The following is a 26,040-nucleotide window of genomic DNA, read 5'->3' as shown; positions in this document are numbered from 1 at the left end:
TAGATTCCATGAAAAACTGGTGGCATTATTATAAATGGTACGTGATCTGCGGCGTCATTTTCCTGTGCATTCTGATCGACCTTGCAGGAAATGCATTTGGCTGGTTTAAGAAATCTCCGGATCTTCAGATCGCATATATCGGAGAAGACCGTTTGCCGGAAGATACCGTGACCGCTCTGCAAAATGCGTTCGCCTCGCTTGCCGGGGACTACAACGGGGACGGAGAGGTTCTAATCCAGGTCAACCAATTCGTGAGCGGCAGCCCGGAAGATACAGACGCCGACACGGCTTCCTATCGCCAGGCTTCCATGATGACTCTCATGGGCGACATAAACGACTGTGAAAGCTATTTCTTCCTGATGGAAGATCCGGACGATGTCCAGAGGGAATTCCAGGTACTGGCAATGCCGGACGGAAGCTGTCCCGATGAGGCAGATTACAGTACGGAAAATAAAGTGATGAAGTGGAGTGCCTGCCCTCTTCTATTGGAGATGGACCTGGGAGACTATACCACTACCCTGGTCGGACAGCCGGAGGCCGGCAGCAATCAGGAGCTTTTAGCCCCGCTCTACCTCGGGAGACGCTGTTTCTATGACGAAAGACGTTCCGATCACGCCGATGAATGCGCGAAACTCTGGAACACCCTTAAAGGAGGAATGAACAAATATGAATAAGAAAATCTTACCCCTTCTCCTCTGTCTGTTCCTGCTTCTGACCGGTTGTTCTTCTAAAGCAAAAACGACCACGGACGGGCAAAAATGGCAGGAGGACTGGAAAATGGTCGGCACCGCAGTGGGAATCGAGGTCCCGAAGCCCTTCTCACTGCTGGAAACCAATGAATCCCTTGCCGCCGACGGACTTTACTACGCCACCTGGGTCACAGGAAGCAGCGTTCCTTATGAGAACAGCGACGGGGACACCATCGCTCTGTATGACGCCCAGCTTTATTTTCTCTCAAGCGAAGCCCTGAATGAAGAAAGTGCAAAATCGAACTATGATTCCTGGCTCGCGGCCGCAAAAGAGAATTATGAGGTTCACGCCGAAGATACCATCACTCTGAACGGACAAACTTACACCTTTATTACATACGACTGCACAGGCGAGGATAGCCCTTACGACAGAGGCGTATCTGCCTTCGGCGTCTGCGGCACTACCGCGGTCTGCGCAGAATTCACCTGCCTTGGGAACTATACCGAAGATTTGGAAACCTTACTCACTGCATTTTTAGATGGCTGTCACTTCAAAGCCAGTTAGGAGGATATCATGGCATTTCTATTTGGCCCGAATTCTTATGTTCCAAACGGGAAACGTCTGACCGGTTTCCCCAGATATACCGAAGTTCTGGAGCGCAGCATCAAGAACTTCCTGTTCACAAACCTGATGACGCTCCTTGGTTTTCTGCCCTTTGCGATCGGAGTCATGTTGGCAATCCTTACCTCCAGCGTCCTTATTTTAATCCCGGCCTGCATCATTGGGGGAGTCTTTGGGGGCCCCGCCCTTTCCTGTATGTACGATACCGTGCTGCGCTCTCTTCGCGACGCCTCGGGAAAATGCCGGGAAACCTATAAACGTGCCTGGAAGCAGAACTGGCGCCAGTCCATTTTACCCGGCGTTCTCTTCTGTCTGATGCTCGGATTCTACATCTTTATGGCTATGCTGTTCTGGTGGTCCACACATTTTCCGGGTTGGGGAACGCTCGCACTCTACGCGGTCAGTCTGCTATTTTTTACCATGTTTTTTTCGATCCTTTGGCCGCAGATTGCATTATTTGACCAGCCGTTCCTTTCGAGCGCGCGCAACTGCCTGCTGTTCATGCTCCGGTTCTTTCCTAAAACTGCCGGTGTCGCCGTCTTGCAGATTGCGTATTGGCTGATCATGGTCCTTTTCCTTCCATGGTCCGTGCTGCTTTTGCCACTGATCGGATTCTGGTTTATCCTGTATACTGCCAATTTCCTGATTTATACTACATTAAATAGCAGCTTTCAGATAGAAGAAAAGATTGCCGGCGCATTTCCGGAACAGGTTCCATTTTACGAAGATGACGACGCATGGGTAACGCGTAAACAGAAGGAGGATTCCGATGCTCGAAATAACACCAATATCTGAAAATCACATTCGCATTTCCCGCGCATATTTTGATGAGGGTATGCGCGCCGTTGAAAATAAATCTTATAAGAAATCAGTGAAAAAGCTGACCTGCTTCCTGCTGCTCCTATACCTGGCAGTCGCCCTCTGGCTCTGGTATACCGGCGGCTCCCTAATCTTTCTTCTGGGAGAATCCATTTTCCTGGGAGCGCTCCTTTTTTGGCTTCTCGTCATGCTCCCCGGCACGAGGAGGCGCAGCAAGTATAGGGCCATGACGCAGGGCGGGGACGGCATTTGCGAAAGGACGGTCAGGTTCTATCGGGATCATCTTGTTGTGATAGCAAATACCGGAAAAGAAACGACGATTTCCTATAACGATGTGCTAAGCTGGCAGGAGACCCAGAATTTGTATATTTTGAACTGCAATCATAATAGCAGCGTTATGCTTGATAAGAATGGGTTTGTTGTTGGGGAGTTTCAAATGGTCGAGGCGTTACTAAAGAATCGGGATTGATGCTTTTGGGCTTGAATTGTCAAGATAGCTGGCAAAAAGGCTCGATAGTAAACTGTAAAAGTGAATGATGTAAAAATAGTAAACAGCAAGAATCATGCAAAAGTCAAGAGTGATAAAATTTGCCATTCCTTAATAATATACAAGGCTCACTCTGTAGCATCAAAATTTTCACCATGCTACAGAATGAGCCCTATTTTTTATTAATACTTCTTTTATTAGAACTTCATCTATCAGTATTCTTTTACCGCTTTCTCACTTTCATGGCAAGACCGAAATGCCTCATGCTCTTTTACACTTCCCGCAAATGCTGTTTCACCCGCGCTTCCAGTTTTCCATCTACCGCATCGATCAGAATCGTATCTCCGCTTCCGACCACGCCGCCAAGAATCAGCTTCGCCGCCAGAGTCTCCACATTCTTCTGCAAGTACCGTTTCAGAGGTCTTGCACCATAATTCGGGTCATATCCGCCTTCTACGACCTGCTGTTTCGCAGCTTCGGTCAGTTCGATACGAAGCTCCTTATCCACCAGGCGTTTATTGACGTCGTCCACCAAAAGACTGATGATCGAGTAAATGTTTCCACGGCTGAGCGGACGAAACATGATCGTCTCGTCCAGACGGTTCAGGAACTCCGGTCGGAAATGTGAGCGAAGGTCATTCATCACCATCTGCTCTGCCTCCGGTTTGATCTCCCCGTTTTCATTGATTCCGTCCAACAAATAGGACGAACCGATATTGGAGGTCATGATCAGAATCGTATTCTTAAAGTCTACAGTCCGCCCCTGGGAGTCCGTGATCCGCCCGTCGTCAAGCACCTGCAAAAGTACATTGAATACGTCCGGGTGGGCCTTTTCCACCTCATCGAACAGGACAACGGAATAAGGCTTACGGCGCACGGCCTCGGTGAGCTGGCCGCCCTCGTCATACCCCACATATCCCGGAGGCGCTCCGATCAGACGGGACACGGAATATTTCTCCATGTACTCACTCATGTCAATACGGACCATGTTATTCTCGTCGTCAAACAGGCTCTGGGCCAGGGCTTTGGCAAGCTCCGTCTTTCCCACGCCGGTAGGTCCCAGGAAGAGGAAGGAACCAATTGGCCTTAACGGGTCCTTGATTCCGGCCTTGGAACGGATAATGGCCTCGGTCACCTTCTCCACGCCCTCGTCCTGTCCGATCACGCGCTTATGCAGCTCCTTATCCAGATTAAGCGTCTTACTCCGCTCGCTCTCATTCAGCTTTGCGACCGGAATTCCGGTCCAGCGGGAAATGATCTTGGCGATCTCTTCATCTGTCACACTCTCGTGAACCAGGGACAGATCCTCGTCCTTCACCTTCTCTTCTTCCGCCTCCAGCTGCTTCATGAGCTGAGGCAGCCTTCCGTACTGTAATTCTGCCGCTTTATTTAAGTCATACTGCTGCTGCGCCGTCTGGATATCGCGGTTGATCTGCTCGATTTGCTCTCGCAACTTTTGCACATGCTCCACCGACTGCTTCTCATTATCCCACTGCGCCTTGCGTTTGGCAAATTCTTCCCTTTGCTCCGCCAGTTCCTGCTGCAAATGCTGCAAACGCTCCTGGCTTAAACGGTCGTCTTCTTTTTTGAGGGCCGCCTCCTCGATCTCAAGCTGCATGATTTTCCGGTTCAACTCATCTAACTCAGTCGGCATGGAATCCAGTTCCGTCTTGATGAGGGCACACGCCTCGTCCACCAAATCGATCGCTTTATCCGGCAGGAAACGGTCGGAAATATAACGATTTGACAGAGTTGCCGCTGCCACCAGCGCCCCATCGGTGATCTTCACGCCATGGAACACCTCATACCGCTCTTTTAGGCCACGCAAAATAGAGATTGCGTCCTCCACGGTCGGCTCATCTACCAGAACCGGCTGGAACCTTCTCTCCAGCGCCGCGTCCTTTTCGATATACTGCCGATACTCGTCCAGCGTTGTGGCGCCGATACAGTGCAGTTCTCCTCTTGCCAGCATCGGCTTTAACATATTTCCGGCGTCCATGGCCCCGTCGGTCTTTCCGGCACCTACGATGGTGTGCAGTTCATCGATGAAAAGAATAATATTTCCATCGCTGTTCTTTACCTCTTCAAGAACCGCTTTTAACCGTTCCTCGAACTCGCCGCGGTACTTGGCGCCCGCTACCAGCGCACCCATATCCAGCGCGAAAATCTTCTTTTCTTTCAGGCCTTCCGGCACATCTCCACGGACGATCCTCTGCGCAAGTCCTTCTACTGCCGCCGTCTTGCCGACGCCCGGCTCGCCGATGAGCACCGGATTATTCTTAGTCTTACGTGACAGAATCCGGATCACATTCCGAATCTCTGCATCACGTCCGATCACCGGGTCCAGCTTCTGCTCTCTTGCACGCTCCACCAAATCCTGCCCGTATTTATTCAGCGTATCGTAAGTCGCCTCCGGATTGTCGCTGGTCACTCTCTGGTTTCCCCGCACGGTGGAAAGCACCTGCAGAAACTTGTCGCGGTCGATTCCCAGTTCTCTAAAAATCGCTTTCATCTCTCGGCTGGCATATTTGATCAATGCCAGGAACAGGTGCTCAACGGAAACATATTCGTCCCCCATCTGCTTTGCCTCGTCTTCTGCATGAACCAGCGTATTGTTCAAATCCTTGCCGATGAACATCTGGCCGCCCTGCACCTTGGGGCGCTTTCTTAAGGCTTCCTCCACACGATTGATCAGTACCTCTTTGGCGTAGCCCATCTTCTCCAATAATTTAAGAATCAGGCTGTCATCGATCGTTAAAAGAGCATATAACAAATGCTCCTGCTCTACTTCCTGATTGCCGTAATCCAGTGCGACCTTCTCGCAGCCCTGGACCGCAGCCATGGAACTTTGGGTAAATTTATTAATATTCATATTGTACCGCCTCCTTATGATATACGGTTTTTTCAACAACAAAATGATTGTTTTTCTTGTTCTATCCGAACTATAACACTTATTATTAGCACTGTCAAGTGGTGAGTGCTAATTTTTTCTGATATTTTTTGAAAGCCTTCTAAACTCAATGGTTTGCACATGTTTTGTTTCTTTGAAATCGTCTTTTTTGAAGTTTGACACCATTTTGACACCATTTTTAAGCTGAGGAGGCTGTCAGTGAATACCGTTTTTTAACCTCTTCAAGTATGTTTGACAATAGAAAAGGAACGCTTTCCCATGTACGTTCCTCAATCCATAAGCTATTTCACTTCGGAAACTCTTTCGTTTATTTTTCCCAACTCAATCCCCAAATTTGTGTATCGCTCCAACGAATGCAGCCCTTGTTTGATAAAATCCCAGGACTCTTTGTACTCTCCCATCACCGAAAAATCTGATTCTATAATATATTTTAAAAAACCTTCTATATTTTTACTATATTTTTTTGCAAATTGATATGCATCATTTTCCTTCTCCTCATCTGTACTATTCAATTTCCCATATAATACATGATCCAAATTACTAGACATATAATAGACACGATACGGAATAGACCAGATTTCTTTGCATCCGCAAAGTTTGTTTATATTGCTGCGTTTTCGTTCATTACGTTGTATAATTGCGTCCGGATCAACCGTTTTTATCATGGTCAAACCATATACATTCTTTTCCAGATTCTCATCTTTCAAAATGTGATCATTCGGGATATATGCACCATCCATATCAACAATATGAATAATCTCTGCAAAATGCTTATTTGTAAAATGCTGTGACCTAGCATAGCTTTTTACTGCATTTCCAATTTTAGAAATAATATTTGAAGCATTCACCTTATTATCACTCGTAATGTCCCCGCGCCATATATGAACATAAACCGTATCTTTGTCATAAATTTTGCTCAACAACACGCCTAGCGCAGTATCATCAGATGGACCTTCCACAATTACAAATACTATTTTTTTACGGGCCAATATTTTCACCCGCCTCTCTAAATGCAAGCGAGATTTCATAATTATTAGTCGGCTCATATACTATTTCACTTTGTTCACCCAAAATGATATCCCGAAAATAGAAATCTCGAAGATTATTATTATCCTTCACATGGTTAAAACGAATATACCTGTTTTGTGAATTTGTCGTTGTGAAAGCCACAAAACCTTTGTCAATCGTCTCCAAAGGACGTAAGTTGTGGGAAGTAAAAATCAATTGTCCCTTTCCTTTTTCAGATATAATCTTCAAAAGCTCTCCCAGTAAATATTCAAACACCCCTGCATCCAGCTCATCAATTGCTACCGTAATAGAAGATTTATTATAAACTACGATTAATAACTGTAATATCGAAATAATTTTTTTTATTCCTTCCGATTCATATTGAAGTGCAATTTCTCTACTATTTTTATTAGACATAAGCTGTAACCTACAACCAACCTGCCCATTCTTCAATACCTGCTGCCCTAATTCTTTTACACTGATGGTAAGCCCCGGGACAATTTGCGATAATACAATATTCATATTACAAATTATTTTTTTCACCACATCTAATGTATCTATCGGAATCGTCGTCGCATCATTTAATGGAATTGCCAGTTGCCCGACTGCCCTTTTATTATTTTCTTCATATCTAAAAGCCAATGGTAATGCATTCAAACTAATAAGACCTGAGTTAGATGTATTAATAACAAATAACCCAAAATTACCATATTCCACCAGACTTTCCAACAAAGTCACATGTCGCTCCAATTCATAAGAAGATCCTGTTCCTTTTTTCTGCGCATAATTTTTCCGAATTATACTCAATAGTTCTCTGGAAAAAATGAATGCTCTTGAAGTCGCCAGTGTAATTCTCTTCGCCACCAGCAAATCAGTGATATCTTCCTTATCCTTTCCGACTAAAATATCAAATTTTGATTTTGGAACAAAAATATCCGCTGTTTTCGTATCAATTAATGCGCCAAGGCGGTATTTTTCTTCATTTGATATATAAGAGTAGCTTAATACCTCATCAAACACCGTTGTCTTATATTTTACCGTATCCTCCCCATGACTTTCCGTATTCTGCGATATTACATCAAACTCTTTCCTAATGCTAAATTCATAGAATGTATCATATGTTCCATTCGTAGTTTTTACCTTAAATTCATATTTCAGCGTCGTATACTCGCAGTCAACGTTAATGTAGTCAGCAAATCTCAGGGGCACCGGCTGTCCTGACAATGCTAATTTTAGGATTTCAATCACATCAAGCAGCGCTGTTTTTCCTGAACCATTCTGTCCATATAATCCCAAAACACTGGCATTAAATGCCTTTCTGTTGTTTTCGAAACTTAACTGCCCATAACCTACATTTTTAAAATTCTTAATCCAGATTTTCTCTATCCTTACTATTGGTTTATTCATGAAAATACACCTCCGTATTGTTGTAATATGATAACATATTTTATTTCTTTTTTCAATTCGAATTTAATTTTATTCATAAAATGTTCTATTTTTATTATTCATTTTCATTTTTTGTCTATATTATTCTTACTTTGCCACATTATATCCTATATTCTGATAAAATTTCCAAACTTTCCTACAAGCATACACAATACTGTCCAAGAATATCCATAAAAAACCAAAAGCCTGATTACCTCTGTGAATAACCGATGGCTATTCCTTTCGTTACACCAGACTTTTAGCACATATAAACCAAATAAATACCATATTCCACTTTTTTCAAAAGAGTCTCTATATTTCCACGCCCAATCACGATTCCCGAAACCGATACCCCACTCCTACTTCCGTCAGGATAAACCTGGGATTTGCCGGCTCCTTCTCGATCTTCCTCCTGAGAGTCGCCATGAACACCCTGAGATTCCCCGACTCCACGCCCTGGGTACTTCCCCAGATCTCGTTCAAAATATATTTATGCGTCAGCACCTTCCCCCGGTTCTCGATCAAAAGGGTCAAAATCTTAAACTCCAGAGGGGTCAGATGCACCTGCTCCCCGTCAATCAACACCTTCCGTTTTTCTCTGTCAACCGTAAGATAGTCGCAGGTAAATACCTCCGGCACCTCCTCCGATGTCTTGCCCGCATGTCTTCTAAGTCCCACGCGGATACGCGCCAGAAGCTCTCCCATATAAAAAGGCTTGGTCACGTAATCATCTGCCCCCATGTCCAGAGCCTGGATCTTCTGCTGCTCCTCCTGTCTTGCGCTCACCACGATGATCGGAACCTGCGAGACCTCGCGGACCGCCCTTACCACTTCCATTCCGTCACCGTCAGGAAGCCCCAGGTCCAGGATCAGCATGTCGGGGCGGTTCGCATAAAAAAGGCTCATGGCCTCCTCCACCGACTTCGCCACATAGAATCCGTAGTTCTCCTTTTTGAGACTCATGGACAGGAAATTAATAATATATTTATCATCTTCCACAATCAGAATGTGTTGTTTATCTTCCATCTGTGTCTGCCTGCGTAGCATTTAGCCAAAATCCAACACAGGCTCCTCCTTCCTCCCGGTTTTTCGCGTAAATCTCACCGCCGTGTGCTTCCACTACCGCCTTACATATCGCAAGTCCCAGTCCGATTCCTCTCTGGCGGTCGGCCCGTCCTTCTGACTGGGTGACAAACTCGTCAAAAATGTACGGCAGAAGCTCTTCCGCGATTCCTTCCCCGTTATCCTCCACTTTAAAATACACTTTTTCCTCCTTATAAACAACCCTTATCCGGATCATGCCTCCCATCTTGGTATGCTTCATCGCATTATCCAGAAGATTGATCAGGACCTGCACCATCATCGGACCGTCCAGGGATGCTACCACCAGCTCGCTGGGAAGCTCGATCTTAAAATCCCGCTTCTCGCGAAGCCCGGTCACATGTGTGACCGCCTCATATACAATATCGTCCACCACTTCCGGCTGCTTATTTATGTAAAGCTGTCCGTTCTCGATCTTAGTCATATTCAGGATATTTTCCATCATCTTGATCAGCCAGATGGCCTGCTCCTGAATCTCTCCCGCCAGTTCCCTGCGCGTCGCAGAGTCCATCTCCTCAGCCTCCGCGAGCAGGCTGCAATCTCCCAGAATCCCCGTAAGCGGCGTCCTGAAATCATGGGAAATGCTTCGTAACAGACTGCTTTTTAAATGCTCCCTCTCCATCTGCGCCCGGGTATCCTCCGCAATCTGCTTCTGTTTCTGAAAACGCACGGTCACGCTTGAAGAAATAAATGCGGTCATCAGGAAAAAGAACATCAGCACCATATCGCTGCGGTTCATCACGGCAAATGTATGAAACGGCTCCGTCACAAAATAATTAAAAATCAGAACGCTCAGCACCGCACTTGCCGCCCCGTAAAAATAACCGGTCGTACAGACCGTGACCAGGATCACTCCCACAATATAGACCATTACCGCATTCTCTTTGCCGACCCCGGCCGAATGAATCGACAGAGAAATCAAAGTCGCAACCACAACGATCACAAGAGACCGGATAATATAGACCGCTCTCTTCCCATATCTTGCCAAACCAGTCTCCTCCATTTCGTTAGTCAGTAACCTTCTAAATACCAGACTTATTCCCTTCGCGCCTATTTCAAATTCTTCCTCTTATTTTCCCATACTCGCAAGCAGCCTGTCAATATCCTTTGTAAGCCCCACCACCATCAGGTGGTCCTCCTCCTTCATTATATAATCCGCCCGCGGAAGAACGATGATCTCCGTCCCCTGCCGGATTCCAAATATGTTGACATGATATCTTGCGCGGATATCGGCTTCCTGAATCGTGTGTCCGATCCAGCCATTCTTCGGCCGAATCTCAAAAATAGAATAATCTTCGCTCAATTCAAAATAGTCGAATACATGATTGGCGCTGTACCTGACCGCAAGCCGCTCTGCAATATCCCGGTCCGGATAGAACACCTCGTCCGCCCCGTTGCGAAGCAGGAACTTGGCATGAATATCCCGGTTCGCCTTGCAGACGACATGCCTGGCCCCCAGCTCTTTCACCAGACTCGTAATTTCCAGGCTGCTCTGAAAATTGGAACCGATACACACAAAGCAAATATCAAAATTTCCCACGCCGAGACTCCTTAACACTTCCTCATTCGTACAGTCTCCGACCTTTACCGAGGTCGCAATATGCAGCAGATCCTCCGTAGTCCCCTCATCACGGTCAATGACCATCACCTCATTTCCCAGCTTCACCATATCCGTACAAAGATGGTGCCCAAATCTTCCTAAACCGATAATAAGTACTGACTTCATCTTAACTCTTCCTCCTGATTGTAATAAGTTTCTTCCAATTATTTTATTATCCTCTTCTTTTTCGCAGCGGCTACGTTCCTTGATCCCTGCTATCCAATTGTAATCTGTTCCACCGGCTGCTTAACCGGTGGCTCATGCTTGTGTCCTCTGAGGGATAGGGCAAAGGTCAAACTTCCGATTCTTCCACAGAACATCAAAAATATCAGCACGATCCGCGACGCCTGGCACAGATTCCTGGTGATTCCGGTGGACATTCCCACCGTTCCGATGGCTGAAAACACTTCAAACAAAAGATCCGTAAGAGAAATCGGCTGCAATACCGCCAAAATCATCACCGCCGCCATCGCCAGAAACAGATTGGTACAAAGCACCACGCTGGCTTTGCGAATCGTACTCTCATCAAGTCTGCGGCCAAACACATTACACCCTGCCTCCTGCCTTAAGTTCGCACGGACAAATACCAGGAGCACCACCAGAGTCGTAGTCTTGATTCCCCCGGCTGTCGACCCCGGACTTCCCCCGATGAACATCAGCAGAATCGTCAGAAACTTGCCTCCTTCCGTCAACGCTCCCGTATCCGTCGTGTTAAACCCTGCCGTCCGGGCCGTCACAGATTGGAAAAGGGACCCAAGTACCTGCTCCGGGACCGACATCTGCGCCAACACATTCTGCCGCTCCGCCAGATAAAACAGGAGGGCTCCCGATACGATCAGGACGGTCGTCATAGATAGCACAATCTTCGTGTGCAGGCGGTATTTCTTCCAGTTCAGCTTATGTACCGAAATATCGTCCCACACAAAAAAGCCGATTCCGCCGATCACGATCAGCGCCATAATTGTAAGATTGACCAGAACATCTCCCTCATAAAAAGTAAGGGAGCTGTATTTTCCATATGCTCCGCCCATAAGGTCAAATCCCGCATTGCAAAATGCCGACACGGAATGAAAGATTCCGTACCAGATTCCGCGCAGCACCCCGTACTCCGGGATAAACCGGCACATCAACAGCAAAGCGCCCACGCCTTCAAACACAAACGTTCCCTTCGTAATCTTTTTTGCCAGCTTCACAATCCCGCCGATCTGAAGGCTATTAATACTCTCCTGTAAAATTCCCCGAATCCGAAGCCCGATCCTCCTCCTGAGCAAGATCGCCATATACACGCCCAGTGTCATAAATCCCATACCGCCGATCTGGATCAGCCCTAAGATGACCACCTGTCCGAACAGGGACCAGTGATGCCAGGTATCCCTCACCACAAGCCCCGTCACACAGGCAGCCGAGGTTGCTGTGAACAAGGTGTCCCCAAAAGGCGTGACTACCCTTCCCCTCGACGATACCGGCAACATCAAAAGCAAACTTCCTGCAAGAATAATCAGCAGATATCCGATCACAATAATCTGCGTCTGCGTTAATTTTTTATATAATATGTTCATGAACCGCCTCTCCTATGTCATTCCCTGTTTTTAGCCCGTTTTTTGGTTCTGATACAACATAAATGGTTTCTTCTGCTTTTCTGATGTTCCCCTTCCGCTGTGCAAAATACCGGTCTATTTTGCGCATCTCATACATTCCAAAAAGGAACAGAAAGATAAGTATCCCTGAAAACTCTAAAATTTCCCCCAGTTCTCTCATCTTTGCACCGCCCCCAGTCTTTCTCATATGTCTTTTAAATATCAGTATTTCCCAATTCAAAAGCTACATACATGATAGTATTTGCGGTGTTAAAAATTTGAAAAGATTTATGGTTTTCTGTTAACATACTATTTATTTCACCTCTGTTTCTGTTGGCAAGATATTAAGATTTTCCTGGATTTTAACACGACAGGCGCGCCCTGAAACAGAATGTGCCTGACAAATAAAAACCAGGCTGACGCCTTCCCTTCGCATCAACCTGGTTCTTCTTCTCTCTCTTCTAACACCGTTTCCTGTTCCTAAGCCAGATCCCCGCCACTGTAATCACGATCCCGGCCGCAAGAATCCAATGTTTTGTCGCATAATCCGTCAACATTCCGAACGGGTAAAACCATTTCAGGTATTTCCCGCCGGCCCCGATCGCCACAGCATAGTAGACGAGCGGAGCCATATATCCGATGACCAGGTTGTCACTGACGCCATAGGCGAAGACCCCCAGTCCGCCAAAGGCCAGTATCTCCGCCAAGGTGCCAAAATAGAATTTTCCCATCTCCATCTCGCAGCGTCCCGCCTTCATCACCCACAAATATACGAACAGCATTGCGGCCGCTGCCAGAACACTTGCGGCCAGCCGGATCAGATAAATAGAGGTAATCGGCGTATATTTGGCCCGAATGGTGTCGCGCACATTCTGGTCCTGTTCCGGGTAAAAGACCGGGGGGAATAGCAGGATTCCAATCAGCGCGACGAAGGTTTCCAGCACCTTGGCCGACTGCTCCGAGCTCAGGTTGCGGATTCCCACGACCAGAGGGGAGGCCGTAAGAAGCAGCACCGAAAGCAGAAACGGCTGCCACAGATGATGCTTAAGCTGACTTTTTGTGATTGCGCAATATTTTTCCATGCCTTCTCAGATGCCCCTTTCTCTTTGCTTCATAAATTCCGATCGTCACTGCCACCAGCAAAACTGCCAGAATGGTATACAGCAACCGGTTATATACAAGCTGTCTGAACCCTTCTGCAAAACTGCCATAATTCATCACCGAATTGTGTCTGGGAATCAGAGTCCAACCGTATTCGCCTCCGCTCATACCGTTTACTCCCGTCTGAAGAGCTACGAACCACCAAATGACCTGTACAAGTACGGCAAGCGGCGTTTCGGTCAGTTCCGTGATCAGAAATCCCAGCGCCGTCACCACCAGTACACTCGGCAGAAGCCAGCCCAGGTCGTATTTCAGGAACGCCAGATAATCCAGCTTCATGCCCGTTCCCCCTGCAAATAAGATACAGTTGATCATCGGCATGACAGAAAGTGCGATCACCGGCAGCATCGCCATACTGACCCCGGCCAGATAGCGCGCCGTCACGATCACCGCCGAGGAGGTCTTTCGCGTGAAGATCAGCTCCTGCATCTCGGCCCTTCTGTCCCGAAGGATACGCGAGGAGATCAAAAATACAGGGAGGATTCCCAGCATGATTCCCATATAATCGCTGAACAGCCGCATATACCCTCCGGTATATCCGTCCTTTTCCACCAGGTTCTCATACGCCTTCTTCGCTCCCTCAAAGTCCACCGAAGTCCTGGCCCCTGATTTCAAACGGTCCTCTTCGAATTCTGAGCCCGGGCCTGCGATCTTACACACCCTCTCCATATGTTTTAAAAAGGCTTCATAGCTGTATCCGTCGCGGATGGCCGGAGTCCATGAGTCCTCCCCGCCTTCCCACGGCGTCTGCATATACGTCTCCATATTCTTTTGAAATTCCTCCGGCTGCTCACCTGTCATGTCCGCAAGTATTTCCCCAATTTCTTCCTGTTCCTCATCGCTTAAGGTCACTTCTTTTATATACCCGACCGGGTAAGTGTCAAATTTTCCCCACATATACCCATCGACCAGACAGTTCAGGCCATAGTTCATGATTTCTTCTTCTGACGCCTGATCCTTTTTGCCATATCTGTAGTAATTCTCCTGTCCGGGCGCCGGCTCGGTCATCATATTCCCCCGCATTCCTCCCATCTGGCTGGTGTAGAACAAGATCAAAAAAATGACGTAAAGCCAGTAGATCAGACTGCACAGGATCTGCCTGCATTCCTTCTTCCACAATGTCACCATCACCGCAGACCACCTCGTTTCTGCATCAGATACATATAGGCGTCTTCCACACCCGCCGCACAGCGTTTGGCACCTGGGAACGGCGTATCCTCCGAAAGAAACCGTACCATCACATTATTTCCCATCGTCAGCATACTGGTCACCGGATAGCGCTTTTTGAGATTCTCCAACTCACTTCTTCCGATCTCCGCCTTGTAGACCTTGCCCCGGACTGCCTCAAGCAGTTCCCTCGCGGTCCCTTGAAACAGCAGAGTCCCCTCGTCCAGAACTGCGATATTTTCACAGGTCGCCTCGATATCTCCCACAATGTGCGTGGACAGGATTACGATCCGATCCTCCGCGATCTCGCAGAGCAGGTTGCGGAACCTCACCCGTTCCTCCGGGTCCAGCCCCGCCGTGGGCTCGTCTACGATCAGCACCTTCGGGTCATGGAGAATGGCCTGCGCGATTCCCAGCCTCCGTTTCATACCTCCGGACAGCGCCTTCACCTTCTTGTGCTGCGCCTCGCCCAGATTGACCCTATCCAAAAGCTCCAAAGTCCGCTCATGCCTTACCTTTGCCGGAAGGCCGGAGAGCACGCCCAAATAATCCATCGCTTCGCGGACCGTCATATTCGGGTACATGGAAAAATCCTGTGGCAGATAACCGGTAATTTTTCTGATCCTGGCCGCCTCCTCCAGCGGAATCCCGCAGATCGTGACCTGCCCTTTCTGCTTCTTAAGCAGTGTCGCCAGCGTTTTCATCAGCGTCGTCTTCCCCGCTCCGTTCCTTCCAAGCAGGCCGAACATTCCGGCGGGAATCGTAAGATTTATGTCCGACAGCGCCTTTTTTTGCCCATAATATTTATCCAGATGGCGGATTTCAATGGTTGTATTCATAGATCTCTTCCTTTCTTTGTTTGCTGCATCCAGCATAACCTTAAAATTCCTAGATTTTTCCTACAAAGTTTTAAGATTCTCTATAAGAAAACGAAACACTTACCAAAGCGCCGCCCTCCATTCGATTTGCAAGGCTCAAAGTCCCTCCATGCTTCCTGCTGAGAATTTGGGAAATGTAAAGCCCGATCCCGAAATGTGTATTTTTTTCTTCTGCACCCGGCGCATTCCCGTGAAAATAGGGCAGGACCGCCTTCTCCCTCTCTTCTTCGGTAAATCCCATCCCGTCGTCAGAGACCGTAAGATAGAGCATCTCCTCCTTCGCATCGACCTCCAGCATAAGCTCCACCTGTCTCCTGGCGTAGCGAATCGCGTTGGACACCAGATTCTCCACCACCTCCAGGATCATATTTTCATCAATCCTCGCCTTCAGATCTTTATCATTCTCACTGGCGCCAAATTCCCGCAGCCCCTTTCCTTCTGATTCCCGGATCACAAAGTGAAAAGAAATCTCCACATCTCCGATCCGGTTCAGCGCCTCCGTCATTTCCTCCATACGCCCCGCAAGGCGGCAAATATCCATCTCCTCTTTCTGTACCGCCAGCTCTTCAAAGCTGCGGATTCCTTTCATGGTGTAGCTGTACGACTCCAGCCTCCTTATATGCTCCGACATCAATTTCAGGGTGGCCGTCATTTTCTCCATGCTGACCTTCCCCTCCGGAATATAGCGGTAAAGAAAATCCGAATATCCACGCAGCACAGTCAGCGGCGTGCGCAGATCGTGAGCAAAGGCCGCGTTGATCCTGCGCTGTTCCTCGATCAGCCTCCACATTTCCTCCTTCCCGCACACCATTTCCATGCGCATATCTTCAAATGAGCGGCAAAGCTCTCCCATCTCGTCCCGGCTGTCATACGCAACCCTGAAATCAAGGTCATGCTCCCTGATCGCTCTGGCGGAAGCCTGCAAAATAGAGAACGGTTTTTTCAGTCTTTTATGCCAGAACAAGACGGCCGCCGCCAGAACTGCCATACTTACATAGCAAAATGGCAGTATGACCATACATTTCTGCAAACATATAAGGCGCTCCTGATCCGCACCCTCGATCGCGCGCCAGGCGTTTGGCAGATCCGCCCCATACTGCCTGTAGATCATGACGCTCCAGTCCGTCAGAACATTTTGCGTCACATAGGAAACGAGGGCCGCCGCCGTGATGGCCAGCGCCAGGTACATAGTTAACGCGCGGCAAAGGGAGAGGTTCTGAAGCCAAAGCCTAAATTTTTCTACTTTCTCTTCTAACCAATCCATCGATATCCCACTCCCCACACGGTCTCGATGACCTCCTGCCTGGTTAAGGCTCCTATTTTCCCGCGGATCCTCCGGATATGCTCCGCAATGATCGCGCTGTCTCCCTCGGCGTCATACCCTCTTAGTTTCTCGTAAATACTCTCTTTGCTGAAAATCTGCCCCGGGTGAAGAGATAGCAGCTCCACGATCTCATATTCCGTTTTGGTGAGATAAATTTTGACAGAATTGCTGCGCACCACCCGCTCCTCGTAATAGATTGCCACCTCTCCCACCACATTTACCGTTCCGGACGCCTGCCTCCTCTGCTCCCTTCGCAGATGTGCCATGACCCTTGCGCCCAACTCTTCGATGCTGAAGGGCTTGAGAACGTAGTCGTCTCCGCCCATCAAAAATCCGTTGATCCGGTCCTGTTCTTCAATCCTTGCCGTCAGGAAAACGATAGGGCACTCCACGCTGCTCCGGATCTTCCGGCAGACGGACAGTCCGTCCAGATCCGGCATGTTGATGTCCAGAAGGATCAGATCCGGGGCCTCCTCTATCCTTTTCAGCGCCGCATTTCCGCTGTCCGCCTCTATCACTTCGTAATCCTGTATTTCAAAATAATCTCTCACGAGCTGCCTGATGCCCTCTTCATCGTCGACAATCAATATTTTCTGCGCCATAGCTTCCCACTCCTCCTGTATTCGTATTCTTCATGTTCTAAGATGTTGGGGCCAAAAGGCATTTTGCCCCTATGATATACGGGTTGCTCCGCACTTCGTGCTCCCCAAGTCCTAAAACACTTCAAATTCTATCATAAAATTCTCTACAAATTTCCTACATAAATTCTAAGGAAAAGTGATATTCTTTCTTAAAATTTTCTATATAATTCCCGCCCGCTTGACTCTTGTTTGCCGGGAATTTATAATAGATTTATCGGCAGAACGGAGGAAATACATTTCCCCACGTAATGCGAAATGTGAACGTAAAGAGAGGAACTCAAATGAAAGCATATGAAAGACTTTTAAAGTATGCGGCAGTCCGCACACCGAGTGATGAAGAGAGCAGCACTTATCCTTCCAGTATGTGCCAGTTCGACCTGGCAAAGCTGCTGGCCGAGGAGATGAGGGAGATGGGGATCGAGGACGTGCGCCTCAGTGATACCTGTTATGTGTATGGTACGATTCCGGCGACCGAAGGCTATGAGGATAAGACAAAACTTGGTTTTATTGCGCATATGGATACGGTCTCCGACTACTGCGACCACGATATCATCCCGGTAGTACATGAGAACTATGACGGAGGCGAACTGAAGCTGGGCGACAGTGGACGCGCACTGACCCTGAAGGATTTCCCGCACCTGCCACAGCTTGCGGGACGCACTCTGATCACCACCGACGGAACCACCGTGCTCGGTGCAGATGACAAGGCCGGAATCGCTGAGATTCTTACCATGGCAGAACGCCTGAAAGAGGAACATATCCCTCATGGTCCGATTTATCTTGCATTTACCCCGGACGAGGAAGTGGGAAAAGGCCCGGACAATTTTGATGTGGAGGGCTTCGGCGCAGAATTTGCCTATACCCTGGACGGCGGACCGGAAGGCGAGATCCAGTACGAGAACTTCAACGCCTGCAAGGCTGAGTTCGACATCGTCGGTTTTGGGGTCCACCCGGGTTCCAGCAAGGACACCATGATCAACGCTTCCCTGGTGGCGATGGAGATCAACAACATGCTTCCGGGCTTTGAGACTCCGCGGGGAACCGAGGATTACGAAGGCTTCTACCACCTGGTATCCATAAACGGAGACGTGACAAAAGCGCACATGCATTATATCGTCCGCGACCATGACGAACATTTATTTGAGGCACGGAAAAATACCCTGCGTCTGATTGAAAAAGATTTAAATGAAAAATGGGGCGAAGGTACCGTAAAGCTTACGATCACCGACCAGTATAAGAATATGTTCCAGGTCATTGCAAATTGTATGCACCTGATCGAGAATGCGAAGATTGCCTGCGAGAAGGCAGATGTGACTCCGCTCGTGATCCCGATCCGCGGCGGTACAGACGGCTGTCGTCTGAGCTACATGGGGCTTCCCTGTCCGAACCTTGGAACCGGCGGCTATGCATTCCATGGGCCGTATGAACATATCACGGCGGAAGGAATGGATAAGGCTACGGACATAGCGATTGAGATTGTGAAGTTGTATGCAAAATAAATTCTTGACAACCTGGCAGAAGTTATGAACGACAGAGCCATTTAAGGGGCTATCGGGAAATAGATAGCCCCTTACACTATTCTACAACAGTCACCGCTTCAATCATGCATAATGTGATCGCAACGGCCTTCTGTTTTTTCATTTGTGTCCCCCCAATTCATTCATAATATATTGACAAAGAACTGCTGTTCCAACCACTAAGGAACGTTCATCAAAGATATTATTGCCTTTATGCAGTCCCAACCTGCTACACTCTTGTTCGTTTCCCGTTCCAAGAAAAAACTGTGCCCCTTCACATTGATTCAAAAATACCGCAAAATCATCAGAGCCCATACTGGGATTTGGAAGCTCTCTCACATGACCTTTGCCCAATACCTGATCTGCTGCTTTCACAATGCCATCTACCACATCAGCCCGGTTGATAATCGGGGGTATGTTTCCTTCACTAATCTCCACAGTTCCCTTTGCTCTCATTCCTTCGCAGACATGATTGACAATACGCCGAATGGCATCCAAGTTCTTCTCTCTGCTTTCCGGGTATAAAGAACGGAGCGTTCCAAGCATGGTTACTTCGCCGGGAATCGAATTGTACGTCTCTCCTCCATGGATACTTCCAAGCGTCAGTACTGCCGGACAAACTGCCTGATTTTCACGGGAAATCACCGTTTGAAGCTGGGTGATTAAATATGCGCTTACCACAATCGGATCTACGCAATCGTGAGGATATGCTCCATGCCCGCTGCATCCCTGTACCGTTATTTTCAGATAATCTACTCCCGCTTCCATTGGCCCTTTGCGTAAGCAGATTTCTCCTACTGTTGTCATAGGATGTGTGTGGAGACCTACCACAAGATCTGTCTGTGGGGCGAGCTCTGCAAATCCGGCCCTCATCATACTTCTGGCTCCTGCTCCTGTTTCTTCTGCCGGCTGGAATACGACCCTTACATTACCCTTCAGCTGCTTTCTGTGTTCCTGCAGATATTTTGCACAATACAACGCAATAACCGTATGTATATCATGTCCGCAGCAATGGCTCACCCCATCTTGCTTTGATGAAAATTCCAGCCCTGTATCCTCCTTAATGGGGAGAGCATCAATATCATGTCGGATACATATTGTTTTTCCGTTTCTATCCCCATGTATCAGTGCGCTGACTCCTGTTGGAATCGGAAGGTTTTCGATCTCTATTCCATATTCTTCCAGGCGCTTTTTTATAAATGCTGTTGTTTCAAATTCCTGATTGCTCAGTTCCGGATTCATATGCAAAAATCTTCTGTCTTCCACCATCTGACTTTCCCACGCGCGTATTTCGTTTGCTACATTCATATCATTCTTACCATTCATCTGGAACACACCATGCCCTCTCCCTCTTCCGGATACTCCGGGTTAGATTTCACCCATATACTCTTTAATCTGCCCAAGAATAATCCCCATCAGTTTCGTCCTCGCCTCCACGCTCGCCCACGCCACATGCGGGGTGATCAGAAGTTTTCGGCTATCCTTAATAGCAATGAGCGGATTCTTCTCATTCATAGGCTCCTCGCAAAGCACATCCAGCCCTGCCGCAGCAATTTCTCCACTCATCAGCGCATCATACAGGTCTTTTTCCACCACGATAGGACCGCGCCCGAGATTCAGGAAAATGCAGGAAGGCTTCATTTTCGCCAAAGCCTTTTTATCGATCAGATTTTCCGTATGTTCATTGAGCGGCGCATGTACGGAAATGATATCTGATTCCCGCAGCAGGGTGTCAAAATCCACCTGCTGGTATCCCTCCTGGGCTGGCCGTCCCGATGCGGAATAATAGATTACTTTCGCGCCAAACGCCTCTGCAATCCCAGCGACCCGTCTTCCGATATTTCCAAGCCCGATGATTCCCCAGGTCTTCCCGCAGATTTCCGTAAAATGCTCTGCAAAATGGGTGAAGATCGTGTCATTTACATAGCGCTCCTCTTTGACATAGTCATCGTAATACCGGAGTTTTTCCAGCAAATAGAGCAGCATGGCAAAGGTGTGCTGGGCTACGGTCTCAGTGGAATAGCCAGCTACATTCCTCCACGCGATCCCGCGTTTTTCCAGATATTCTTTATCCAGATTATTCGTGCCGGTGGCTGTTACACAGACCAGTTTTAATCTTTCGGCACTTCCTATCGTCCGTTCGTTCACCCGTACTTTATTTAAAACGATCACATCGGCGTCTTTCACTCGTTCCGGCACTTCCTCCGGTGCGGAAAATCCGTATTTTACCACTTCTCCCAATGCATCGTAACCGGACAGATCTATATCCTCACCGATGGTCTTGACATCTAAAAAAACTATCTTCATCTTGGCTTATTCTCCTTTATGTTCTTCATCTTAGTATAGCATCTTTTTTCTGTGAGGTGTTGACATTTTTACTTTTTTGATTGTATACTAGATATGTGAAGAGCATTTGCGATTATATTTTGTTGCAGACATTCCTCTCTTGGGAATGTACCGCAGGATTGTATAATTGGCAGGTGTTTTTTTTGCTTATAGGGGCTTTGAGACTACCACAATGCTCAAAAGGAGATGTTATATCTTTCAGGAATTGCCCTTGCAAAAATTTTAAACTGCATACATTTCCAGGTTAAGTATGGGAAATGCTCATATACTTTCATGAAGGAGGAAACATAAATGGTACACAACAAAAAAACAGAATTATTAAAGGATATTGCGGTAGACATTTTCGCCGGAATCCTGATCGCGGTGGGGGCATATAATTTTGCAGCGCAGGCCCGGTTCCCGCTGGCGGGAATCAACGGAATCGCCTTGATCTTTTATCACTTGTTCGGACTGCCGATGGGTACTGTCGCACTTATTTTAAATATACCGATTGCATTTTTCTGCTTTAAGATTCTGGGGAGGAAATTTTTTATGCGCTCCCTTCGCACTATGATCATTACTTCTGTGATCATGGACGTGATTGCGCCTATGTTTCCGGTCTATGAAGGAGACCGGCTTCTTGCTGCCATCTGCTGCGGCGTCCTGTCCGGCCTTGGCTATGCCATGATTTATATGCGTGATTCTTCCACCGGAGGAGCGGATTTTATCATGCTTTCGATCAAGGCAAAGAACCCTCACCTTTCTATCGGAAATATTACACTCGCCATGGACGCCCTGATCGTCGGACTTGGTACTGCGCTGATCTCCAGAGATGTGAACAGCCTGATCTATGGTATGATCGTTACGTATATTCTTTCGGTGGTTGTAGACCGGGTAATGTATGGCATTGATGAAGGCAAGGTCGCGCTGATCGTTACGGAACGGGGACAGGAAATCTGTGACCGGATTGATGAAATTCTGGGGCGGGGCTCTACAATCCTGAAAGGGTACGGGAGTTACTCGAAGCTGGAAAAAGATGTGGTCATGTGTGCATGTAATAATAAGCAGATGTATGGGATCAGGAGGCTTATTAAGGAGATTGATGAGAAGTCGTTTTTGGTGATTATGGAATCGAGTGAGGTTGTTGGGGAAGGGTTTAAGACGGAATAATTTTGGTGGACGAAGAGGAGCAATTCATAGGGCCCGCTCCTCTTCTCTTCAACTTTATTGGCGGCTTGTCTGAAACGCCTTCGCGGCTGTGCGTCGCGGTGCAAATAGTGTTCAATTTATCTCCTTCATTCTATCGCAAAATGAAGGAGATTTCAACGGGTATGACGGATACAAATGGTTTAAGTTAGTGTCCTTCTATATTATCCACAAACGGAGCTGATGTATTGATATAAATTACGTAATACCCATCTTCTGTTTTATTCACATAGCAACTCGATTCATCAAACACATAGTAATTCGACATACAATCCTCTATTTCAGTTTTTTGCATATCTGTTGAAAATGTTATAGAGGACAGGCAGTCGACATGGTTTCCAGTTCCTGATGTATTTCCGGTTTCTGAATAGGCATTTACAATCTCAATATCAGAAATTTCATTTTCTAAGTTCATCTGCAATGTATGGGTTTGTTTTTGGGTCGCAATATGGTTTATGCACATACCAAAAACTTCATATCCCCCCAAAATCACTAATAGGATAATCGGCAAAACCAAAATCGCTATCCCAAATCTTTTCAGCCACTTCATAAACCCTCTCCACAAGTTTAGTCTTCATCTATAGCTTCTAATCATCTAACATTTTTAAGCCAAAGAATTTCTTTTCAACTTTTACGCTATATTTCAGTTCATAAGTTGGTATTCCGCGGAAGATAGCATCCTCTATTTTGGCAATTTCCTTTTCCAATTGTTCCGCATTAGCGTACCACGCCAAAAATGTATTTGATGCTCCCCAAAGTGATATTCCATCACTACTGGCAGCATATAAAGCATACTGTGGGGATTTCTTTCCTCCCTTGAACTTTTGCGAAGACATCACCTTGTAACACTTCGCAACAACGTGTTCATGCGGCGATGAAATTGTAATAATTCCTGTTGCCTTGTCAGGTTCATCAGCTTTTCCTTGCGCGATTTCGGTTGCCATAAGACTGTCCAATGATAAGTTCAGTTCACGTGATAGAATTAATAATTTATCTACTTCCGGATAACCTGTTCCTTGTTCCCATTTTGAAACAGCCTGCCTGCTAACATCTAGCATTTCTGCCAATTCTTCCTGAGAAAGATGTTTTTCTTTCCTGATTTTCTGTAAATTTTCTGCAAAGCTCATACTAATTACCTCCATTCACAATTTTGAGATAATAATACTATATAAACAAACCTCAATAGTTACTACCAACCTATGTTTGCGTTTTCGCTACTTGAAGTTGCGATTTCATTTTTATCCCAAATATTCTGAAATTATCTTAGTAATCCTCTTTTGTAAATCCCGATTGAACAAAATCGCTGCGCGATGGCCTGCCAAGGCTGGGGCGCAGTTTTTCTTTAACAACAAATAAAAAGCAGTGGAAAAATCTCCCGTAATACGGTATTGTTCAGTTACCACACAAAACAATCAAACACGGAGACTCCCACTGCCTATGAATACAATAGCACTTTTTGGTGTCTTCCGCAATCGGAATTATGATGCCAATGCACCTCCTTGATAGGTAGCTGCCACTATTAACAACTACTTATTCATGGAGGTTTTATAATGTACGAAGATATTTTTAATTCCATCCGCCAAGCTGCGGAAAAACGCAACCTTAGAGAACGGACCATTCAACTGTATTGCAGTGATGTCAGCTATTTCCTGCGCTGCACCAATAAGCCTGTTACTGACCTCACACTCGAGGATGCAGATGCCTTTCTTACCATGAAACGTCTGGAAGGCAGATCGCCGGAAACACATAATCATTATCGTTCAGCAATCAAGTTCTTCTACAAAAGAGTATTGAAGATACGCTGGGACGATGATGAAATTCCTGCAATGAAGCGGGAACGTAATCTTCCAACAGTCCTTACCCATCAGGAGATAAATGCCATCATTGATGCAACAACGAACCTGAAGCATAAAGCCATCATTGCGACCATGTATTCCTCTGGATTGCGCGTATCCGAGGTGATCCATCTCCACTATGATGATATTTCCCGTACCAACTTGACCATTCATGTCCGTGAGACAAAGGGAAGGATCGACCGGTATACGATCCTTTCCCGGAGAAATCTGGATCTTCTCACAGAGTACTGGTATCAGTGCGGCCGTCCGAAAGGCATTCTTTTCCCAAGCTCATGGACCGGTGGATACCTTGAGCCGAACAGTATCAACCAGTTCTTTAAAGAAAGTGCCAGACGCGCCGGTATTACCCGCCGTGTTTCTTCCCATGCGTGCCGCCATAGTTTTGCAAGCCACCTGTTTGAAAGTGGAACGGATATCAAATATATCCAGTCCCTTCTTGGTCATGTTGATCCCCGCTCTACGGATATATACCTTCATGTAAGCAACAAAACTCTTCTTGGTATCCGCAGCCCTTTTGATGCTCCGGAAGGCGGTGAATCATGAGCGAAAACTGCACGATACAGGATGTGTTTAACCGCTTTTATTCTGACTATGAGAAAACTCATGAACTGTCTGCGGCACAGCGAAAAGCAGCTTATCACATCATGAATTGCAAAACCGGTGCATTTGGTGTTAATGTAAGTGTTTGCGAGGACTGCGGCTGTATCTCCGTCCATTATAATTCCTGCAGGGACAGGTGTTGTCCCATGTGTCAGGAGTTTCCGAAGGAAAAGTGGGTAGATGCCCGCAGGGAGGATATACTGGACGCCCCATACTTTCATGTGGTTTTCACTGTGCCTGAGGAATTAAATCCTGTCATTTACAGCAACCAGAAGTCACTCTATAATGCCTTGTATCATGCAGCTTCAGATACTTTAAGCGAACTTGCCAGAGATAAAAAATACCTTGGGGCAGACATCGGTTATATCTGTATTCTCCACACTTGGGGAAGTGCGATGAATTTCCATCCCCATATCCACACCATCGTGTTAGGCGGAGGGCTGGATGCCAAGAACCACTGGAAAGATAACGGTGAGGATTTTTTTCTCCCTGTCAAAGTCATTTCCAGGGTTTTTCGGGGCAAGTATCTTGCCGGGCTAAAACAGCTATGGACGGATGGAAAGCTGGAGTTCCATGGAACAGCGGAACCTTACAAAAATCATTATGCCTTCATGGAACTTTTGGACACCTGCTATGCCAAAGAATGGATTCCTTATTGCAAGAAGCCATTCCGTGGTGCGGAGTCTGTTATCAAATATCTTGGCAAATATACTCACAGGATTGCCATAAGCAACTACCGAATAAAGGGTATGACGGATTCCACGGTTACGTTTACTGTTAAGGATTACAAAAATCAAGGCCAGTGGAAGGAACTTACACTTCCTGGGGAAGAATTCATCCGGAGATTTCTGATGCATGTTCCTCCAAAACGTTTTGTGCGGATTCGGCATTACGGCCTGCTTTCTTCTCGGAATAAAAACAAGAAGATTATACTATGCCGCAATCTGCTTGGCTGTAAGAAATACATTTCCAGACTTAAAGATCTTGATGCGCCCGCTATTATCAAACTGCTCTATAACAAGGATGTCTGCAAATGCTCATCCTGCGGTGGAAACATCATTCCTCTGCCGTCTGGCAGGTATTACACAAGGCCTGAGCCACACCTATTATGTTAAACACCTGCAAC

25 protein-coding genes are annotated in these 26,040 nt (G+C 46.9%); 8 read left to right on the top strand and 17 right to left on the bottom strand.

Features of this window, described 5'->3' with window-relative positions; translation table 11 throughout:
- Positions 1–8: 8 nt before the first annotated feature.
- Genes ABXS75_07000 through ABXS75_06985 form a run of 4 tightly spaced genes read left to right on the top strand, consistent with a single transcriptional unit; the run spans position 9 to position 2,599 of the window.
- Positions 9–674, top strand: a complete 666-nt coding sequence (locus ABXS75_07000) for a hypothetical protein (GenBank protein ID XCP86536.1) — start codon at positions 9–11, stop codon at positions 672–674.
- On the top strand, positions 667–1,254 hold the full coding sequence (locus ABXS75_06995; GenBank protein ID XCP86535.1) for a hypothetical protein: 588 nt from the start codon (positions 667–669) through the stop codon (positions 1,252–1,254). Before ABXS75_07000 ends, ABXS75_06995 begins: the two co-directional genes overlap by 8 nt.
- A gap of 9 nt (positions 1,255–1,263) precedes the next feature.
- On the top strand, positions 1,264–2,106 hold the full coding sequence (locus tag ABXS75_06990) for a hypothetical protein (GenBank protein XCP86534.1): 843 nt from the start codon (positions 1,264–1,266) through the stop codon (positions 2,104–2,106).
- Positions 2,081–2,599, top strand: a complete 519-nt coding sequence (locus ABXS75_06985; GenBank protein XCP86533.1) for a YcxB family protein — start codon at positions 2,081–2,083, stop codon at positions 2,597–2,599. Before ABXS75_06990 ends, ABXS75_06985 begins: the two co-directional genes overlap by 26 nt.
- A gap of 289 nt (positions 2,600–2,888) precedes the next feature.
- Here ABXS75_06985 and clpB read toward each other — a convergent pair whose 3' ends face one another.
- The 13 genes from clpB to ABXS75_06920 all read right to left on the bottom strand — a co-directional run bounded on the left by clpB (position 2,889) and on the right by ABXS75_06920 (position 17,371).
- Positions 2,889–5,489 (bottom strand): ATP-dependent chaperone ClpB, encoded by a 2,601-nt coding sequence (gene clpB, locus ABXS75_06980; protein XCP86532.1) that lies wholly within the window; start codon positions 5,487–5,489, stop codon positions 2,889–2,891.
- A 320-nt stretch (positions 5,490–5,809) separates the two neighbouring features.
- Positions 5,810–6,526, bottom strand: a complete 717-nt coding sequence (locus ABXS75_06975; GenBank protein XCP86531.1) for a hypothetical protein — start codon at positions 6,524–6,526, stop codon at positions 5,810–5,812.
- Positions 6,507–7,943: an AAA family ATPase gene (locus ABXS75_06970; GenBank protein XCP86530.1), complete on the bottom strand. Its 1,437-nt coding sequence runs from the start codon at positions 7,941–7,943 to the stop codon at positions 6,507–6,509. Before ABXS75_06970 ends, ABXS75_06975 begins: the two co-directional genes overlap by 20 nt.
- A 348-nt stretch (positions 7,944–8,291) precedes the next feature.
- Positions 8,292–8,987, bottom strand: coding sequence for a response regulator transcription factor (locus tag ABXS75_06965; protein ID XCP86529.1), 696 nt, complete (start codon positions 8,985–8,987; stop codon positions 8,292–8,294).
- Positions 8,977–10,050 (bottom strand): ATP-binding protein, encoded by a 1,074-nt coding sequence (locus ABXS75_06960; GenBank protein ID XCP86528.1) that lies wholly within the window; start codon positions 10,048–10,050, stop codon positions 8,977–8,979. The genes ABXS75_06965 and ABXS75_06960 overlap by 11 nt, the downstream gene beginning before the upstream one ends.
- 81 nt (positions 10,051–10,131) lie before the next feature.
- A complete protein-coding gene (locus ABXS75_06955) occupies positions 10,132–10,788 on the bottom strand; it encodes a TrkA family potassium uptake protein (GenBank protein ID XCP86527.1) in 657 nt (218 codons plus the stop codon).
- Between the two features lie 89 nt (positions 10,789–10,877).
- Positions 10,878–12,221: a TrkH family potassium uptake protein gene (locus ABXS75_06950; protein ID XCP86526.1), complete on the bottom strand. Its 1,344-nt coding sequence runs from the start codon at positions 12,219–12,221 to the stop codon at positions 10,878–10,880.
- Complete coding sequence (locus ABXS75_06945; GenBank protein XCP86525.1) at positions 12,205–12,480, bottom strand: hypothetical protein; 276 nt, start codon at positions 12,478–12,480, stop codon at positions 12,205–12,207. Before ABXS75_06945 ends, ABXS75_06950 begins: the two co-directional genes overlap by 17 nt.
- Positions 12,481–12,700: 220 nt before the next feature.
- Complete coding sequence (locus ABXS75_06940; protein XCP86524.1) at positions 12,701–13,321, bottom strand: hypothetical protein; 621 nt, start codon at positions 13,319–13,321, stop codon at positions 12,701–12,703.
- Positions 13,284–14,528: an ABC transporter permease gene (locus tag ABXS75_06935; protein ID XCP86523.1), complete on the bottom strand. Its 1,245-nt coding sequence runs from the start codon at positions 14,526–14,528 to the stop codon at positions 13,284–13,286. Before ABXS75_06935 ends, ABXS75_06940 begins: the two co-directional genes overlap by 38 nt.
- Positions 14,528–15,406 carry an ABC transporter ATP-binding protein gene (locus tag ABXS75_06930; GenBank protein XCP86522.1) on the bottom strand — a complete coding sequence of 293 codons (879 nt, stop codon included), beginning with the start codon at positions 15,404–15,406 and terminating at the stop codon, positions 14,528–14,530. Before ABXS75_06930 ends, ABXS75_06935 begins: the two co-directional genes overlap by 1 nt.
- A gap of 70 nt (positions 15,407–15,476) precedes the next feature.
- On the bottom strand, positions 15,477–16,709 hold the full coding sequence (locus ABXS75_06925; protein ID XCP86521.1) for a HAMP domain-containing sensor histidine kinase: 1,233 nt from the start codon (positions 16,707–16,709) through the stop codon (positions 15,477–15,479).
- Complete coding sequence (locus ABXS75_06920) at positions 16,697–17,371, bottom strand: response regulator transcription factor (protein XCP86520.1); 675 nt, start codon at positions 17,369–17,371, stop codon at positions 16,697–16,699. The genes ABXS75_06925 and ABXS75_06920 overlap by 13 nt, the downstream gene beginning before the upstream one ends.
- Before the next feature lie 320 nt (positions 17,372–17,691).
- On the opposite strand from ABXS75_06920, the gene pepT reads away from it, so the two are divergent.
- Positions 17,692–18,909 (top strand): peptidase T, encoded by a 1,218-nt coding sequence (pepT, locus tag ABXS75_06915; protein ID XCP86519.1) that lies wholly within the window; start codon positions 17,692–17,694, stop codon positions 18,907–18,909.
- A gap of 138 nt (positions 18,910–19,047) precedes the next feature.
- Here pepT and ABXS75_06910 read toward each other — a convergent pair whose 3' ends face one another.
- Together ABXS75_06910 and ABXS75_06905 are read right to left on the bottom strand one after the other, a co-directional pair.
- Positions 19,048–20,253, bottom strand: a complete 1,206-nt coding sequence (locus ABXS75_06910; protein ID XCP87102.1) for a M20 family metallopeptidase — start codon at positions 20,251–20,253, stop codon at positions 19,048–19,050.
- Positions 20,254–20,295: 42 nt separating this feature from the next.
- Positions 20,296–21,234, bottom strand: coding sequence for a D-2-hydroxyacid dehydrogenase (locus ABXS75_06905; protein ID XCP86518.1), 939 nt, complete (start codon positions 21,232–21,234; stop codon positions 20,296–20,298).
- Between the two features lie 330 nt (positions 21,235–21,564).
- On the opposite strand from ABXS75_06905, the gene ABXS75_06900 reads away from it, so the two are divergent.
- Entirely contained in the window at positions 21,565–22,422 is an 858-nt protein-coding gene (locus ABXS75_06900; protein ID XCP86517.1) for a YitT family protein, read from the top strand.
- Positions 22,423–22,606: 184 nt separating this feature from the next.
- On the opposite strand, the gene ABXS75_06895 is transcribed toward ABXS75_06900, so the two are convergent.
- Entirely contained in the window at positions 22,607–23,008 is a 402-nt protein-coding gene (locus tag ABXS75_06895; protein XCP86516.1) for a hypothetical protein, read from the bottom strand.
- 37 nt (positions 23,009–23,045) lie between these two features.
- Positions 23,046–23,585: a helix-turn-helix transcriptional regulator gene (locus ABXS75_06890; protein ID XCP86515.1), complete on the bottom strand. Its 540-nt coding sequence runs from the start codon at positions 23,583–23,585 to the stop codon at positions 23,046–23,048.
- A 423-nt stretch (positions 23,586–24,008) separates the two neighbouring features.
- On the opposite strand from ABXS75_06890, the gene ABXS75_06885 reads away from it, so the two are divergent.
- Together ABXS75_06885 and ABXS75_06880 are read left to right on the top strand one after the other, a co-directional pair.
- On the top strand, positions 24,009–24,857 hold the full coding sequence (locus ABXS75_06885) for a site-specific integrase (protein XCP86514.1): 849 nt from the start codon (positions 24,009–24,011) through the stop codon (positions 24,855–24,857).
- On the top strand, positions 24,854–26,029 hold the full coding sequence (locus tag ABXS75_06880) for an IS91 family transposase (GenBank protein ID XCP86513.1): 1,176 nt from the start codon (positions 24,854–24,856) through the stop codon (positions 26,027–26,029). Before ABXS75_06885 ends, ABXS75_06880 begins: the two co-directional genes overlap by 4 nt.
- The last annotated feature ends 11 nt before the right edge of the window (positions 26,030–26,040 follow it).

Origin of the sequence: Roseburia hominis (assembly GCA_040702975.1) — a bacterium.
Classification (GTDB): Bacteria; Bacillota; Clostridia; order Lachnospirales; family Lachnospiraceae; genus Allocoprococcus; species Allocoprococcus hominis_A.
The sequence above is the reverse complement of the archived record's forward strand: the minus strand, read 5'-3'. Positions and strand labels throughout refer to the sequence as shown.

Bases quoted from the DNA above. Each gene is read 5' to 3' on its own strand.
- ABXS75_07000 (XCP86536.1), top strand. From the start codon at position 9: ATGAAAAACTGGTGGCATTATTATAAATGGTACGTGATCTGCGGCGTC.
- ABXS75_06995 (XCP86535.1), top strand. From the start codon at position 667: ATGAATAAGAAAATCTTACCCCTTCTCCTCTGTCTGTTCCTGCTTCTG.
- ABXS75_06990 (XCP86534.1), top strand. From the start codon at position 1,264: ATGGCATTTCTATTTGGCCCGAATTCTTATGTTCCAAACGGGAAACGT.
- ABXS75_06985 (XCP86533.1), top strand. From the start codon at position 2,081: ATGCTCGAAATAACACCAATATCTGAAAATCACATTCGCATTTCCCGC.
- clpB (XCP86532.1), bottom strand. From the start codon at position 5,489: ATGAATATTAATAAATTTACCCAAAGTTCCATGGCTGCGGTCCAGGGC.
- ABXS75_06970 (XCP86530.1), bottom strand. From the start codon at position 7,943: ATGAATAAACCAATAGTAAGGATAGAGAAAATCTGGATTAAGAATTTT.
- ABXS75_06965 (XCP86529.1), bottom strand. From the start codon at position 8,987: ATGGAAGATAAACAACACATTCTGATTGTGGAAGATGATAAATATATT.
- ABXS75_06955 (XCP86527.1), bottom strand. From the start codon at position 10,788: ATGAAGTCAGTACTTATTATCGGTTTAGGAAGATTTGGGCACCATCTT.
- ABXS75_06950 (XCP86526.1), bottom strand. From the start codon at position 12,221: ATGAACATATTATATAAAAAATTAACGCAGACGCAGATTATTGTGATC.
- ABXS75_06940 (XCP86524.1), bottom strand. From the start codon at position 13,321: ATGGAAAAATATTGCGCAATCACAAAAAGTCAGCTTAAGCATCATCTG.
- ABXS75_06935 (XCP86523.1), bottom strand. From the start codon at position 14,528: ATGGTGACATTGTGGAAGAAGGAATGCAGGCAGATCCTGTGCAGTCTG.
- ABXS75_06930 (XCP86522.1), bottom strand. From the start codon at position 15,406: ATGAATACAACCATTGAAATCCGCCATCTGGATAAATATTATGGGCAA.
- ABXS75_06925 (XCP86521.1), bottom strand. From the start codon at position 16,709: ATGGATTGGTTAGAAGAGAAAGTAGAAAAATTTAGGCTTTGGCTTCAG.
- ABXS75_06920 (XCP86520.1), bottom strand. From the start codon at position 17,371: ATGGCGCAGAAAATATTGATTGTCGACGATGAAGAGGGCATCAGGCAG.
- pepT (XCP86519.1), top strand. From the start codon at position 17,692: ATGAAAGCATATGAAAGACTTTTAAAGTATGCGGCAGTCCGCACACCG.
- ABXS75_06910 (XCP87102.1), bottom strand. From the start codon at position 20,253: ATGAATGGTAAGAATGATATGAATGTAGCAAACGAAATACGCGCGTGG.
- ABXS75_06905 (XCP86518.1), bottom strand. From the start codon at position 21,234: ATGAAGATAGTTTTTTTAGATGTCAAGACCATCGGTGAGGATATAGAT.
- ABXS75_06900 (XCP86517.1), top strand. From the start codon at position 21,565: ATGGTACACAACAAAAAAACAGAATTATTAAAGGATATTGCGGTAGAC.
- ABXS75_06895 (XCP86516.1), bottom strand. From the start codon at position 23,008: ATGAAGTGGCTGAAAAGATTTGGGATAGCGATTTTGGTTTTGCCGATT.
- ABXS75_06890 (XCP86515.1), bottom strand. From the start codon at position 23,585: ATGAGCTTTGCAGAAAATTTACAGAAAATCAGGAAAGAAAAACATCTT.
- ABXS75_06885 (XCP86514.1), top strand. From the start codon at position 24,009: ATGTACGAAGATATTTTTAATTCCATCCGCCAAGCTGCGGAAAAACGC.
- ABXS75_06880 (XCP86513.1), top strand. From the start codon at position 24,854: ATGAGCGAAAACTGCACGATACAGGATGTGTTTAACCGCTTTTATTCT.